This is a genomic window from Candidatus Accumulibacter propinquus, from assembly GCF_056856495.1.
The window spans coordinates 1943259-1958425 of the sequence record NZ_JBSEHC010000003.1 but is presented as its reverse complement, the minus strand read 5'-3'; the positions used below and the strand labels follow the sequence as shown (position 1 = coordinate 1958425).

Below are 15167 nucleotides of genomic sequence, written 5' to 3'. Positions count from 1 at the left end.
TTTCGTCAGAAAGCGCGTCGCCGACGCTCAGGGCTGCTGCCCATAGGCGGCGAAGCGTGCGAGTACGATGGACATCTCGGCGGCATCGAGGAGCACCGGCTGGCCGAGTTGGCACGCACGCCAGTACTGCTCGCACAGGACTTCGAATTCGACGCCGAGATCGAACGCCTGCTGCAGGTCGTCACCGACAACCAGCATGCCGTGGTTGGCCAGCAGGCAGGCACGTCGATCCGTGATGGCCAGCAGCACGGCGTCTGACAGGGCCTGTGTGCCGAAAGTCGCGTAGGCGGCGCAGCGCACGCTGTCGCCACCAAAGCGCGCGATCATGTAGTGGAAAGGCGGGATGTCGTGGCGCAGGCAGGCGAGACTGGTGGCAAACGGCGAATGCGCATGCAATATCGCACCGGCATCCGGGCGCCCGGCGTAGAGGTCACGATGAAAGCGCCACTCCGAGGACGGCTGTCGGCGGCCTTGGCAACTGCCGTCCATGCGCACGTGGACGATATCCTCGCCTACGAGGGCATCGTAGGGCATGCCCGTGGGAGTGATCAGGAAACCCGCGCCGGCGCTGTCACCGGCGCGCAGGCTGAGGTTGCCGGCGGTGCCGCGATTGAGGCCGGCCGCCTGCATGCGGCGCGCAGCGTCGAGCAACGCCTGCCGCGGATCAGACATGCCGAGCCTCCGGGTACAGGGCCAGCAGCGCGTCGCTGCTGGCGGCACAAACGCCGCGTTCGCTGATCAGCGCGCTGACCAGGCTGGCCGGCGTGACGTCGAAGGCCGGGTTGGCCACCGCCACGTCACTCGTGACTTGCCGCAGGCAGCCGCTGCGGCCGGCGGTGTCACAACCCCACACAATGCGCAATTCGTCGGCGTCGCGCTCCTCGATCGGGATGGCCGCGCCGTTCGGACAGGCGAAGTCGATCGTCGAATGTGGCGCGGCGACATAAAACGGCACCGCGGCCGCGCGTGCGGCCAGCGCCTTGAGATAGGTCCCGATCTTGTTGGCGACGTCGCCGTTGGCGGCAACGCGATCGGCGCCGACCATCACCGCGTCGATGTGGCCGCTCTGCAACAGCAGACCAGCCGCGTTGTCGGCGATCAGCGTGCGGGGTACGCCGTGCCGCCCGAGTTCCCAGGCGGTCAACAGGCCCTGGTTGCGCGGGCGGGTCTCGGAAACCCAGACATGCACGTCAATTCCCGCGTCGAAAGCGGCATAGACCGGCGCCAGCGCCGTGCCGTAGTCGACCGTCGCCAGCCAACCGGCGTTGCAATGGGTCATGATTTCGAGCCTTCCCTTCTGCTCACCGCCGGCACGCAGCAACTGCAGGCCATGCGCAGCGATGCGTCGGCATTGCTGCACGTCTTCTTCGGCAAGGGTGCCGGCTTCCCGCCACGCCGCATCGGCACGCGCCGACGGTGGCAGCGTCTGCAGCACGGCCTGCAGGCGCGCCAGCGCCCAGCGCAGGTTGACCGCCGTCGGTCGTGTCGCGGCGAGTGTTTCGATGGCGGCGGCGAGTGTGGCATCGTCCGCCCGCTGCGTCAGCGCCAGGGCGACGCCATAAGCGGCCGCCACCCCGATCAACGGCGCGCCGCGCACCTGCATGTTGCGGATCGCGTGCGCCACCTCGGCAAGCGTACGCAGCCGCAGGATGCGGTACACGTGCGGCAGCGCCGTCTGGTCGATGATGTCGACGGCACGGGCGTCGGCCACTGGCTGGATCGTTCGCGTCGGCGTGCCATTGATTAACATGCCCGCCATTCTAGCAGCCGGCTGCCCGGCACCGAACTTCCATCACACTCCCGCGGGTGCAGATCCGAAGCCCTGCAGGGCTCCCTCCGCACGTCAACGCCGTTCGGGTTTAATATGCCATGGTCGCTTGTCCGCGTGTTTTCCCCACTGAGGAACGCCCATGAAACTGCCATCCCGGGTCAAGGCCCTTCGCACCCCTACCCTGCTGTTCTGCGCTCTCGCCGCCGGTCACCTGGCAGGAAGCCTGCAGGCCGCCGAGATGCCCAAACGCAAGGCCGGCCTGTGGGAGATCAACACGCGCATGGACGGCATGCCGGCAATGGGCGCGATCCAGCAATGCGTCGACCAGAAGTCCGACGACCTGATGCAACAGCAGGCCCGGAAGGAGCAACCCAACTGCAGCGTCATCGACGTCAATAACCAGGGCAACAAGGTGAGCGTGCACTCGGTCTGCAAGGTGCAGGGCAGTACCGCCACCACCGACGGCGTATTCGTGGGCTCGTTCGACGCCGCCTACAAGGGAGACATGTTGACCCGCTTCAATCCACCGCTGCATGGCACCAAGGAGTCGAAGGTCTCGCTGGAAGCGCGCTGGGTCGGACCGTGCAAGGCTGGTCAGAAACCCGGCGATGTGATCATGCCGAACATGGCAGGGAGCAACCTCAAGGAAATGATGAAGGATCCGACGGTCCAGGAGATGATGAAGCGGCAGAAATAGAGCTGCGGCTTGGGGCTCCAGCAGGCATACGCGGTCGCCCCGCCTCGCCGCAAGTCCCTTACAATAATGGCCTGCATGCTGGGCGGGGGTTGGTCGACGACGCGGCAAAATGGGCACGGCAAGGTACTCCTGCGGTGACATGAGCGTCGACGCGCATGATCAGAACCTGCGCTCAAATGGGGAGAGAGGACGCCGATTGCCGCGCAAGCCGCCTTGTCGCGCCACATTCGGGTTAATCGGCGGTCCAGCGGTTTCATCAACAAGAAAGGAGCAAACATGTCTTATTCGGCCTTCGTGCAGGCACGCGATTTCCTTCTGGCTCACCGCACCGACTACGAAACCGCCTATCGCGATTTCCAGTGGCCGCAACTGGGCGAATTCAACTGGGCCCTCGATTATTTCGATGTAATGGCAGCGGGCAACGATCGCCCGGCGCTGTGGGTGGTCAATGAAGACGGCTCGGAACAGAAGATGTCGTTTTCCGAGATGTCCCGGCGTTCGAACCAGGTCGCGAACTGGCTGCGCGCGCAAGGCGTCAAGCGCGGCGATCGCATCCTGATGATGCTCGGCAACGAGGTGCCGCTGTGGGATACGATGCTGGCATCGATCAAACTCGGCGCCGTGTTGTCACCAGCCACCACGCTGCTGGCTCCCGACGACTTGCGTGACCGCCTCGACCGCGGCCAGGTACGACACGTGATCATCGGCCACACGCACGCCGAAAAGTTCAGCGACCTGCCTGGCGACTACACACGCGTCACCGTCGGCGGCGCGGTGGCCGGCTGGCAGCAGCTTGAACAGGCCTACGAGGGATCCAGCGACTTCCAGCCCGACGGGCCGACACAGGCGACCGACCCGCAGCTTCTGTACTTTACGTCCGGCACCACCTCGAAACCCAAGCTGGTACTGCACAGCCAGCAAAGCTATCCGGTCGGGCACCTGTCGACGATGTACTGGCTCGGGCTGCAACCCGGCGACGTGCACTGGAACATCAGTTCCGCCGGCTGGGCCAAGCATGCCTGGAGCTGCTTCTTTGCGCCCTGGAATGCCGGCGCCACGGTGTTCATCTACAACTATGCCCGCTTCGCGGCGGCATCGATTCTGGAGACTCTGGTCAGATGTTCGGTGACCACCCTGTGTGCGCCACCGACGGTCTGGCGGATGCTGATCCAGGAGGACCTGAGCAAGTATCCGGTCAAGGTTCGCGAGCTGATCGGCGCCGGCGAGCCGCTGAACCCCGAAGTCATCGATCAGGTCAAGGAGGCGTGGGGCATTACCCTGCGCGACGGCTTCGGCCAGACCGAAACGACCGCACAGGTCGGCAACTCGCCCGGACAGGCGGTCAAGCTCGGCTCGATGGGACGGCCGATGCCCGGCTATCAGGTGCGCCTGGTCGATATGGACGGCCATGTGAGTGACGAAGGTGAAATCTGTCTGACCTTGTCGCCGCGTCCGCTCGGACTGATGATCTCCTACGACGACGACCCCGAGAAAACGGCCGAGGTGATGCGCGACGGTTTCTATCACACCGGCGACACGGCGGCGATCGATGCCGACGGTTACATCACCTACGTCGGCCGTGCCGACGACGTGTTCAAGGCGTCTGACTACCGCATCAGCCCGTTCGAACTGGAAAGCGTCCTGATCGAGCACGAAGCGGTCGCCGAAGCGGCCGTGGTGCCGAGTCCCGATGCCTTGCGTCTGGCGGTACCGAAGGCCTTCCTGACCTTGCACGCAGGCTATGAACCGAGTCGGGAACTGGCGCGCGAGATCTTCGTCTTTCTGCGCAGCCGTCTGTCACCTTACAAGCGCGTGCGTCGGCTCGAATTCGGCGAACTGCCGAAGACCATTTCCGGCAAGATCCGCCGCGTCGAGTTGCGCAAGGGCGAGCAGGACAAGGCCGCCGGACCACGTGGTGCCATGGAGTTCTACGAGGAGGATTTCCAGTTCTGAGAATCGCCGTGTAATCTGCTCGCCGTTCTCACATACCCCATGCCGACGCCCGTGGCATGGGGTTTTTCATTTCCGGGGCACATTGCCACCCGCCGGGTACCCCTGCCTCACCGCTGCCTACGGCGCGACCTGCAGGACCGTCGGGGCGAAGTTCACCCTTCGCGTCTCGACGATCCGCGTCTCGTCGACCTTTCCCTCGACGATCTCGTAACCCATCAGCGCGAAGACCCTGCCGCGGACGAAGAGCGGCCGCGAGTTGCCGTACCAATCGACGCACGAAGCACGACACGCATCGTTGCGGTCGCTGGCGGACGGGCGAGCCTTGAGCGTTCCCAGTTCACTCAGCAACAAACCGCGATTGCGCAGAAAAAGCAGGGCCGCCGACTCGGTGCCGAGTTGGCGGACGCCGGACTCGCTGCTTCCGACGATCGGCAGGCCGAGCAGACCGTCCAGTTCGCTTTCCGCCTTGTAGAAAAAGCCGTGGCTGCGCGTTTCACCCTGCGCGGCGTCCCGGCGCGTGTACTGGCCGACGGTCATCGGTAGCGACCCGAGGCGCACGCTGGTGAGATGCAGATCCTTGCCGTCACTGCCGACAACCAGCGCATTGCCGCCGAGCGCCTCCAGACGGTCAACGGCGTGCGGTAAAGGCAACTCGTAAACCTCACCCTGCGCATAGCGTACCGCGTAGACCTGCGAACGGTTCGTCGCCTGCGGCGCGTGCCGGCCGGTCCCGCCACCGTAGAGCAGAAACGGGCCCACGTAGCGACTCTGGATGGCGTAACCCGCCGCTTTCGGCAAGCGGCGATACGCCGCCATCGGAGCGCTCTCACGGCCATCGGAGAAGCTCGCCAGCGGTACCCGCAGCAGCGCCAGGTCGCCGGCGTTGACCTCGGCGGCCCACATGCCGTCGCCGCGGCCATTGGAACGCAGCAGCACGTTCAGCATGCCGTCGCCTTCCAGGAACGAGAACTGGTCGATCGGACTGCCCATGGTCTTCAGCGCACTCGGTGCGGAACCGTCGAGCGGGATACGGAACACCGCCGATGTCGCGACGGCGGCCTGCGGCGCGCCTCGCCACGCCGTTGTCCAGACGAACACCGCGGTCGGCGAGACGTAGAAGACGCGTCCCGGCGGCCCCAGCACGGCCGTGCTCTGGCAGTCCATGTCGGGCTTGGCGAGATCGCAGACCGTGACGCTGTGCAGCGCGGCACCGGCAAAGGGGTCGAGCGCCTCGTCGCTGCGGTAAATCCGGGTCGCCGGGGCAATTCGCCTGAAGTCGCTCGCCTGCGCGCCCTCCCGCCAGCGGCGCATGGCCGGGAATGCCGCGTACGGATCCCCCCATGGACTGAGGATATGTGGCGAATAAACGATCAGCTTGCTGCCGATCAGTCGGCTCGCGTAGTTGCGCGACGAATAGTAGTCGTTGGAACGTAGGTGATAGGTCGCCCGATAGGCCAGTTGCCCCGCGCGCGAAATGTCGAACACGCCGACTTCGGTACCACCACGCGCGTAGCTGTAACCGATGACGACGATGGTGTTGTCGGAAATCAGCATCTCGTCGTACCACGCACCGCCGGGGTCCACGTCGCGCCCGTAGGCGTCAAGCGCCGCAACCACTCGCAGTTGGTTGTCACCGATGCGGACGGTGAACAAACGTCCGCGACGCAGGATCACCAGATGCTCTCCGTGCACCTTGACGATGCCGCCTTCGTCGACGCCGGCGTGTTGCACGTTGGTCACCGACTCGTTCTTGGCACCCGCCGCTTCCTTGGCCACCGCCGCGGGCGCGGCCGCCGCCGCCGGCGCGGGAAGCGCCTGGCCAACCGCGAATTCCGAAGACTTGTCACGGCGAGCGCGTTGCTCGTCGCGGCGACGCTGTGCCTCGTCAGTCCAGCGCTTGAACAGGCCCGCGAGTTCCTGTTCGCTGGCAAAAGCGCTCAGTGTCTTGCGAGGCGCGGCAGGGTCTTCGGGCATTGCGGCCGCTGCCGGTGAGGAAACAAACGCGCTCAGCGCGGCGACAACGAGGCAATTGACGAGCATGCGGGTCATGGCAGTCCTTTCAGCGAGGGTTCGAAGCGGTAAACGCAGGCCAATGCGCAACGGGGTCAAGTCTCGACGAAGAAATGTCGGCCTCACCGGCAGCGCGTTCGGGCGACTCGCCGGAGGCTGCCGGGCCGGAGCGTTGCCGTCGTTGCGTTACGCCCTCGGCATTCAGCGGTTGTCCAGGCGGTTGTAGTCGAGCAGACCCGCTGTGATCGGTGCCCGGCTCCGGTGCGTCTGCTGCAGGTGGTCACTGTACTCCCAGAAGCGTGGGTTGCTGCGGCGAACGACATAGCGGTCCGCCAAGGCATGGTAGTCGCTTTCCGACGACAGATCCTTGATCGCCTGGGCCAGCGCCCGAATCTCCGATCGCTGCACGCGATAAATGGCGTTCGGATAGGCGCCGATGAAACCTGCCGCGATGGTCAGGGTATTCTCTTCGGGTCGCAACTCCTGCCCTTCGCGCAGCAGGCTTGATACATTGCTGTGACCGGTGTTGCGCAACAAGGTGACATAGCGCGGCGCGCGCTCTCCCTCATCGATGCGCAGGTAGACCAGTTCCGGCAACCAGGACAGCGCCGGCCCGCGCAGTTCCGCCAGCGCCGCGAGATCGTTCTGCAGGCCGGCATCGCCCAGAGTCGGGAGATCGTACCGGTGATCCAGCACGGGCCCCAGGCGTTTTCTGAGCAGCGTGTAGAACTCCTGCTGTGGATCGTCGCCCTGGAAACGGATGCCGGTCTCGCTGCCCAGGTTCGCCAGACGCCCATAGACGTGCTCCTTGACCTCCTCGCTGGCACCTTGATACCAGTAATCACGCACGGCCATGCGCCGGTCGCGAGGCAGAAAGGCGATGAAGTTGAACTCGCCCTCCATGCGCATGAAGTCCATATACAGCCGCGTCAGCAACTGATGACCAACGTTTCCGTAAACATCGAAGCCGGCCACCAGGAGATAGTGGATGCGCTCCAGCAAGCCGTAGCCGATCACCCAGGCGGTTTTCGGCGGCTGACCCACCAGTCCCTTGACCACCGACGCACTGTCGAAGTGACGGAACACCGTCAACGCCGCGTTCGGGTTGCGACCATTGCCATCCCAAATCCAGTTCAGGTCCGGCCGGCGATTGGTCGCGGTAAAACGCGTCAGAAAATCAGACTTCTTCTGCAGGTAGCTGGCCTCCCGTCGCGCATATTCGCGCCATGGCCTGATGATCCCCGCGTCACTTCCCAGTTCCGCCGGGAGTTTCAGCAGGCTGGCCTCGCGCGCCAGGAAATCGCCCAACTGCTGCTGCGCATCGTCGGCATTGGCTTCGAAAAAGACCCAGAACTGGTCCTCGATCACGTTCAGCGCGACCTGACCACGACAGACCGGGCCCTTGATGAAACCCATGATCGTGAATTGTGCTTCATCAAGCATGAACTGATATCGCGCCGTGGTCGGCAATGCCCGGAACGCAATAAAGGGATTGGCGGCCACGTCGAGCGCGTAGGACGGCAGTTCGTCCACCCGGTAATCCGGCGCCAGGAAGAGTTCGTGCCAACGCGCCATGCGTGCCTGCCCAAGCGCATAGGGCATGTGTGTCTTGTCGACGATGGTTTCCTTCTCACGTTCCAGTCGATAGTAGACGCGCTCTACGCCGGGGTCGTCAAACGGCCGTCGGCTGGCAACCAGATCGATCGGCTGGCCCGGCGGGGTGCGCGACCTGAGCAGGCGGAAGTAGTGATGTTCGGGGTCGCTATCGAAATACAGGTGCGCCAGAAACAGGTGCTCAAAGAGGTAACGACTGACCAGTCGCTCCTTCAACGAGTCACCGTTCAGAAAAGTTTCCCAGTCGCGGATCTGCCTTTCAACGTGCGCGGGAAGTGGCGGCAGGCCCTCGAAAGGCGCGCCCTGTTCCAGCCAGCGGCGCAGCGTGCTCCACTCGCCGCTGCTCAGGCCAGGCAGGCCAAAGGGCATTCCCCACAAGGGATTCCGGCGCTCGAAATCGTCATACTCCTCGATCCGCGGACAGCTCTGCTCGCGGTCCAGGGAAAAATCGAAGGTGGCTGGCAGCACGCTGGTCTCCGGCAGGGGATGGCTCTGTTTCAGCTGCAGCGCGCGAAACATGACGCTCGCTGCCAGGTTCGCCGCCGGCGTCTGCGCGCGCTCGTTGAGCACCGGCGAGAACCCCCGCTCGCGCCATTGCGACGCCAGCTGCGCATCCGTAAACAGGCGTGATGGCGGGGCCTCGACAAGGCGTCCGCCGTCGTAGACCAGATCCTTGCTGGTGCCGCGGGCCACACCCTCCCAGGCGCCGAGTTTGAGCTGACAGGGCGCGTCGTAGCAGGCATGGCAGACGACGCATCGATGTTCCAGGATCGGCTGCACATCGGCGCGGTAGGAAAGCCCTGGAGACGGCGGACGCGGCGTGTCAAAACGCGCCGGATCGGGTCGGCCGAACTGTTCGTTGAGCGTATGCCGGGCAAGCGCGGCGCAGCCGCTCAATACCACGATCAACAGCAGGAGCGCCGCCTTGTTGATGGTCATTGGAGTTTCCTTTGGGGGAATATTGGGATGGCGCCTGGCGGGCAGCTCAAGGGATCGGAAAAAGTCCAAGGATACCGGCTACCCAGGACTTTGCGCCAGTCCCCGTCGGTATGGGGACTGGCGCAGGTCCAGCGCGGCCACGCGCCCTGCTTTCGCCGATGCTGTCTGGCGTTGTATGATGGCCGCCCAGTCGGCCTTGACCGATGGCGGCAACCGGAGCACACCTGTTGGACAATCTGTTCGCCAACCTGCCACCGCCGGACGCTCCTGAAGAGCAGTGCTCGCCATTGCTGGCCCGACCAGGCCTGCGGATCGAACGTATCGTCTCGCACGGCCACGCCAGTCCGCCGGGATTCTGGTACGACCAGCCGCAGGGTGAATGGGTCCTTCTGGTCCAGGGAGAAGCGTCCTTGCGTTTCGACGACGAGCCACTCGCGCGCAGACTCAAGGCTGGTGACTACGTCTTCATCGCGCCGCATCGGCGACACCGGGTCGATTGGACCCGGCCCGACGAGGATACCATCTGGCTTGCCGTTCATTGCGGTTCACCACTGCCGGCGGATTGACCGACCGGGTACGATCGGCACAGCCAGTGCGGTACGACCAGGCGTGCGGAGTACAACGGCGTTTGCAGTGCATAATGGGCGGCGGTGCCGGATCAGTTCCGTTTCCGCTTTTCCCGCATCCCAACAAGGAGCACAATCCGGTTTTGCCGAACTCCGAAGACAACGATTCGTTGACCCCAAAGCCAAGCGAGAAAAATGGACCCTGATCTGCTTGACCCCGATCTGATCTTCGCCAAGACCACTTCCGGCGAGGAAGCGATGCTGCAACGAACACGGGTCGTGCAGAGAAACACCCGCATGGTCCTGATTCTGGTCGACGGCAACGCCACCGTCGCCGAGTTGTGCGACAAGACGGGCAACGCACAACTCACCGAGAACGCCCTACTGGAACTGGAGAACGACGGTTTCATCGAGCGGCGAATCGAGAAGAACTCGGTATGGCGTCAGGACAGGCATACGGCCAAGCGCAGCAAGGCAGCCCCCCCCCAGCCGGTTTCCGAGTTTTCCACGTACGGAGAAACCGCCGAATCCGTGCCGGTCAAGTCCACCTTGCCGGGCAGCCGGGCCAGACGCGTCATCCCGTTCCCCGGCAATCGCGACAGCAGGCCAACGGTTCCGCCCCCCGACTCGGCAGGCATCGCAACGCCTGCCTTGCCGCCGATGGGTCCGGAATCGCGCACGGCTTTCCCGCCAGGCGGTGAGAGTGCTGCGCTGCTTCCTTCAGAACCCTCGACTGACACCGGCGAGAAGCCGCCATCCCTTCTGGAACGCCTGCAGGCGCTCGTCAGGCGGCGCCCGGCAGCAACGCCGGTCGAGATCAAACCCATACGCCGTAGCGGACGGCGCTGGACGATGACCTGGCCGATGGCCAGCATGCTCGGCGTCACGCTGCTGTGCGTCGTTGTCTTTGTTGCCGCGCTGGTCTTTCCCTACGCCCACTATCTGCCTGCGGTGGAAGCCGCCCTGGCCAAGAGCACGGGTCGGCCGGCCAGCGTGGAAGAAATGCACGTCAGCTTCTACCCCAGGCCTGGCTTGCTGCTGCGCAATGTCCGTCTCGGCGACGAAACCGCCAAGGATGTGGTCCGGGTCAGCGAAATCCGTCTGCAGCCCGAACTCGGCACACTGCTATCGGCCAGACTGATCTTTCGTGAGGCAGAGTTGCGCGGTTTCACGTTGTCGGCAGAGACCATCACAAGTCTGTCGAAGATGCTGGGAACGACGGCGCGCGAGCCGAACGGACCGGGAGTAAGGCATGTCGCAGCCGCGGATGCCGAGATCTCGTTCGCCGGACTGGCTCTGGGCGAAATGCATGGGAACCTTGAGCTCACAGCCGATGGCACCCTGCACGTGCTCTCGCTGCAGTCAACAGACCGCAGTCTGCAGGTGGAACTCAAACCCAGCGCCAGAGGTATCGCGGTTCGTCTGGAGGGAATCGGCTGGCGGCCCTCCGAGCGCTCGCCGTTTTTCTTCAACTCGCTGAACCTGCAGGGAGACGTCGTCGGCACGGTTTTCACCATCGACACCCTGGAGTTGCGAATCTTCGATGGACTGGTACGTGGAGCGACGATCCTGCACGCTGACCCACAACCCGGCATGGCTGGCGAGATCGCCTTCGATCGGATCAACACCGGAAAACTGGGAGAAGCCCTGGGAATTGGCGGCCAGTTCGAGGGCGATGCGACGGGCAAGCTGCGCTTCGTGGCGACGTCGGAAGCGTGGTCGACCGTGCTCACATCATTGCAGGCCAGTGGCGAGTTCAGCATGCATCGTGGCAGCCTGGGGGGTATCGACCTTCCCGAAGCGGTGCGCCGGGTTTCGACCACCCCCGCGACGCTGGGCGGCCGGACCCGCTTCGAGGACTTGTCTGGCGGCATCGTGCTGACGCCAGGCACCACCCGCTTCTCCCGGCTGGTCCTGAACGCCGGCCTGATGCAGTCCAGCGGTCAGATCGAGGTCAGCCGGGAATTGCAACTGCGCGGCCGGATGGAGGTGCAGATGCGCGGGCGCGCCGACCACACCGCCGTACCGATACTGATCAGCGGCACCCTCAAGTCGCCACTGCTGCAGACCGCTGGCCGCTGACCGCGCTGACCGCCCGCCAGCGGCCAGCGCGCATCCGTGGGGTGCTAGAGAACCGCCGCGATGGCGTCAGCGACATAGTCGATGTTGCGCGTGTTGAGTGCCGCCAGACAGATCCGGCCGGTACTCACCGCGTAGATGCCAAACTCTTCGCGCATTCGGTCGACCTGCCCGCTACTCAAGCCGGTGTAGGAAAACATGCCGCGTTGGCGGACAACAAACGAGAAGTCCTGGCCAGCCCCACGCTCGTTGAGCTTGTCCACCAGGCTCACACGCATGCGGCGAATGCGCGCGCGCATTTCACCCAGCTCGTCTTCCCACATCCGGCGCAATTCCGGGCTCGACAGCACGGCAGCGACGATCGCACCGCCATGGGTCGGTGGACTCGAGTAGTTGGTCCTGACGATGCGCTTGATCTGCGACAGCACGCGCGCTGCTTCATCGCGGTTGGCGGCGACCACCGACAACGCGCCGACCCGCTCTCCGTACATCGAGAAGGACTTGGAAAATGAACTTGCCACCAGGAACGACAAACCGGAGTCCGCAAACAGCCTGAGCGCCAGTGCATCCTCGCTGATCCCGTCGGCAAAACCCTGGTAGGCGATGTCGATGAAGGCCACCAGATCGCGCGCGCGGATGGCTTCGATCACTTCGCGCCACTGCGCTGCATCAAGATCGGCGCCGGTCGGATTGTGGCAACAGGCATGCAGCACCACGATCGAGCCTGCCGGCAAGCTGTTCAGTCCGGCCTGCATGCCGGAGAAGTCGACGCCACGCGTCGCGGCATCGTAGTAGGGATAGGTCTGCACCGGAAAACCCGCGTACTCGAACAACGCGCGGTGATTCTCCCAGCTCGGATCGCTGAGAAACACCGTGGCGCCGGGCAGCAACCTGCGCAGAAAATCGGCGCCGACCTTGAGCGCCCCGGTGCCACCCAGCGCCTCGAAGGTCACCACCCTGCCTTCTGCAAGCAACGGCGAGTCCTCCCCGAAGAGCATTTTCTGCACGATCTGGTTGTAGGCGGCCAGACCTTCGATCGGCTGATAGCCACGCGACGGCGCGGCTTCCAGGCGAGCCTTCTCGGCCCCCTTGACCGCTGCCAGCAGTGGCACCTTGCCGCTGTCGTCGAAGTACACGCCAACACCGAGATTGACCTTGCTGGCACGGGGATCCGCGTTGAAGGACTCGGTCAGGCCAAGGATTGGGTCGCGTGGGGCCAGTTCCACGGCAGCGAAGAGCGAAGCGGTCATGGGTGTTTCCTAAGTTGGTCAGTGGAATGGTGCCTCTTGTCGAAGCCAGCGAGCTTGGCAACTCATGGCTGAAGCCACCACCCACGAGATCGGCGGAAGATTGTTCCGTTGGCAGTCACCTGCCGCGCAGGACGACCGACCGCCACGAAACAACGTAGAATTCTAGCATGACGAATCATGCACCTTCTCTCGAAAAGCCTGCCTTTGTCACCTTTGAAGGCAGTCCGTTTCGGCTGTACCAGCCGTTCCTGCCGGCCGGCGATCAACCGGCAGCAATCGACAAGCTGGTCGAGGGCCTGCAGGATGGGCTCTCGTTCCAGACCCTGCTCGGCGTCACCGGCTCGGGCAAGACCTACACCATGGCCAACGTCATCGCCCGCACGGGTCGGCCAGCGCTGGTCCTGGCGCCCAACAAGACGCTGGCGGCGCAGCTCTACGCCGAATTCCGGGAGTTTTTCCCCGACAATGCCGTCGAGTATTTCGTTTCCTATTACGACTACTACCAGCCGGAGGCCTATGTTCCGGCACGCGACCTGTTCATCGAGAAGGACTCGTCGATCAACGAGCACATCGAGCAGATGCGCCTTTCGGCGACCAAGAGCCTGCTCGAACGTCGCGATTGCGTGATCGTCGCCACGGTGTCGTGTATCTACGGTCTCGGTGACCGCGAGGAATACCAGAAGATGATCCTCACCATGCGCGTCGGCGACCACCTCGGCCAGCGCGAGGTCATCAAGCGACTCAGCAACATGCAGTACGAGCGTAACGAGACCGACTTTCACCGCGGCACCTTTCGCGTTCGCGGCGACGTCATCGACGTCTTTCCCGCCGAACACGCCGAGCAGGCGATTCGCATTTCGCTGTTCGACGACGAGATCGAGGGGCTGCAGCTTTTCGATCCGCTGACCGGCCACCTCCAGAACCGGCTGCTGCGCTTCACCGTATTCCCATCCTCGCACTACGTCACCCCGCGCGCGACGGTACTGCGTGCGATCGAGGCGATCAAACGGGAACTGACCGAGCGCAGCGCCCTTTTCCACGCCGAAGGTCGCCTCGTCGAAGCGCAGCGCATCGAGCAGCGCACCCGCTTCGATCTTGAAATGCTCGACCAGCTCGGCTTCTGCAAGGGTATCGAGAATTATTCCCGGCATCTTTCGGGCCGGCAGGCGGGCGACCCGCCACCCACCCTGATCGACTACCTTGCCGAAGACGCCCTGATGTTCATTGACGAGTCGCATGTCTCGGTTTCACAGGTCGGCGGCATGTACAAGGGCGATCGTTCGCGCAAGGAGAATCTGGTCAATTATGGCTTTCGTCTGCCATCGGCCCTCGACAACCGGCCGCTGAAGTTCGCCGAGTTCGAAGCCCTGATGCGACAGACGATCTTCGTTTCGGCCACCCCCGCCGACTACGAGCAGGCACACCAGGGGCAGGTGGTCGAACAGGTCGTCCGCCCGACCGGGCTGGTCGACCCGGTACTGATCGTCCGCCCAGCCTCGACACAGATCGACGACCTGCTGTCGGAGATCAGGCTGCGCGTCGCCAGCGCGGAGCGGATCCTGGTGACGACGCTGACCAAGCGCATGGCCGAGGATCTGACCGACTACCTCAACGAACACGAAGTCCGGGTACGTTATCTGCATTCCGACATCGACACCGTCGAGCGCGTCGAGATCATCCGCGACCTGCGCCTCGGCAAGTTCGACGTTCTGGTCGGCATCAACCTGTTGCGTGAAGGCCTGGACATTCCGGAGGTTTCGCTGGTGGCGATTCTCGATGCCGACAAGGAAGGTTTCCTGCGCTCCGAGCGTTCGTTGATCCAGACCATCGGCCGCGCCGCGCGACATCTCCACGGCACCGCCATTCTCTATGCCGACCGGGTCACCGGCTCGATGCAACGCGCAATCGCCGAAACCGAGCGCAGACGGCTCAAGCAAATCGCCTTCAACGCCGCGCATGGCATCGTCCCGACAGGCATCAGCAAGCGCATCACCGACATCATCGACGGCGTCTATGAACCGGAGAATGCGCAGCGGGATCTCAAGGTTGCGCAGCAGCAGGCCAACTACCAGGCGATGAGCGAAAAGCAACTCGCCCGCGAACTGCGACGACTGGAAAAGGAAATGCTGGAGTTCGCTCGCAACCTCGAATTCGAGAAGGCCGCCGCGGCGCGTGACGAACTGTTCCGTATCCGCAAGCAAGTGTTCGGCATCAGCGGCGTCGAGCCGCAGGCATTGCCTTCGTAAGCCAGACGGCGGCGCCGGGTACCGCCAGCGACCCCGCAAGCG

At 64.0% G+C, this 15167-nt stretch carries 10 protein-coding genes; 5 read left to right on the top strand and 5 right to left on the bottom strand.

Features of this window, described 5'->3' with window-relative positions; translation table 11 throughout:
• Positions 1-27 precede the first annotated feature (27 nt).
• Positions 28-672 (bottom strand): class II aldolase/adducin family protein, encoded by a 645-nt coding sequence (locus tag AC15MQ_RS14820; RefSeq protein ID WP_287651882.1) that lies wholly within the window; start codon positions 670-672, stop codon positions 28-30.
• Positions 665-1750, bottom strand: coding sequence for an S-methyl-5-thioribose-1-phosphate isomerase (gene mtnA / locus AC15MQ_RS14815; protein WP_332336513.1), 1086 nt, complete (start codon positions 1748-1750; stop codon positions 665-667). The genes AC15MQ_RS14820 and mtnA overlap by 8 nt, the downstream gene beginning before the upstream one ends.
• Positions 1751-1910: 160 nt before the next feature.
• On the opposite strand from mtnA, the gene AC15MQ_RS14810 reads away from it, so the two are divergent.
• Positions 1911-2468 carry a DUF3617 domain-containing protein gene (locus tag AC15MQ_RS14810; protein WP_332336514.1) on the top strand — a complete coding sequence of 186 codons (558 nt, stop codon included), beginning with the start codon at positions 1911-1913 and terminating at the stop codon, positions 2466-2468.
• A 276-nt stretch (positions 2469-2744) separates the two neighbouring features.
• Entirely contained in the window at positions 2745-4421 is a 1677-nt protein-coding gene (locus AC15MQ_RS14805; protein ID WP_332336515.1) for an AMP-binding protein, read from the top strand.
• A gap of 117 nt (positions 4422-4538) precedes the next feature.
• Here the strand turns inward: AC15MQ_RS14805 and AC15MQ_RS14800 are convergent, their stop codons facing one another.
• Complete coding sequence (locus tag AC15MQ_RS14800; protein WP_483080504.1) at positions 4539-6470, bottom strand: beta-propeller domain-containing protein; 1932 nt, start codon at positions 6468-6470, stop codon at positions 4539-4541.
• 162 nt (positions 6471-6632) lie between these two features.
• The gene (locus tag AC15MQ_RS14795) at positions 6633-8984 is read right to left on the bottom strand and encodes a fatty acid cis/trans isomerase (RefSeq protein WP_483080503.1); all 2352 of its coding nucleotides are present in this window, start codon (positions 8982-8984) and stop codon (positions 6633-6635) included.
• A 203-nt stretch (positions 8985-9187) separates the two neighbouring features.
• On the opposite strand from AC15MQ_RS14795, the gene AC15MQ_RS14790 reads away from it, so the two are divergent.
• Together AC15MQ_RS14790 and AC15MQ_RS14785 are read left to right on the top strand one after the other, a co-directional pair.
• Positions 9188-9550: a cupin domain-containing protein gene (locus AC15MQ_RS14790; protein ID WP_434735576.1), complete on the top strand. Its 363-nt coding sequence runs from the start codon at positions 9188-9190 to the stop codon at positions 9548-9550.
• Between the two features lie 195 nt (positions 9551-9745).
• Complete coding sequence (locus tag AC15MQ_RS14785; RefSeq protein ID WP_287651888.1) at positions 9746-11632, top strand: AsmA family protein; 1887 nt, start codon at positions 9746-9748, stop codon at positions 11630-11632.
• A gap of 44 nt (positions 11633-11676) precedes the next feature.
• Here AC15MQ_RS14785 and AC15MQ_RS14780 read toward each other — a convergent pair whose 3' ends face one another.
• Complete coding sequence (locus tag AC15MQ_RS14780) at positions 11677-12879, bottom strand: amino acid aminotransferase (RefSeq protein WP_483080502.1); 1203 nt, start codon at positions 12877-12879, stop codon at positions 11677-11679.
• A gap of 167 nt (positions 12880-13046) precedes the next feature.
• Between AC15MQ_RS14780 and uvrB the strand changes: the two genes are divergently transcribed.
• A complete protein-coding gene (gene uvrB / locus AC15MQ_RS14775; protein WP_483080501.1) occupies positions 13047-15125 on the top strand; it encodes an excinuclease ABC subunit UvrB in 2079 nt (692 codons plus the stop codon).
• Positions 15126-15167: the final 42 nt, after the last annotated feature.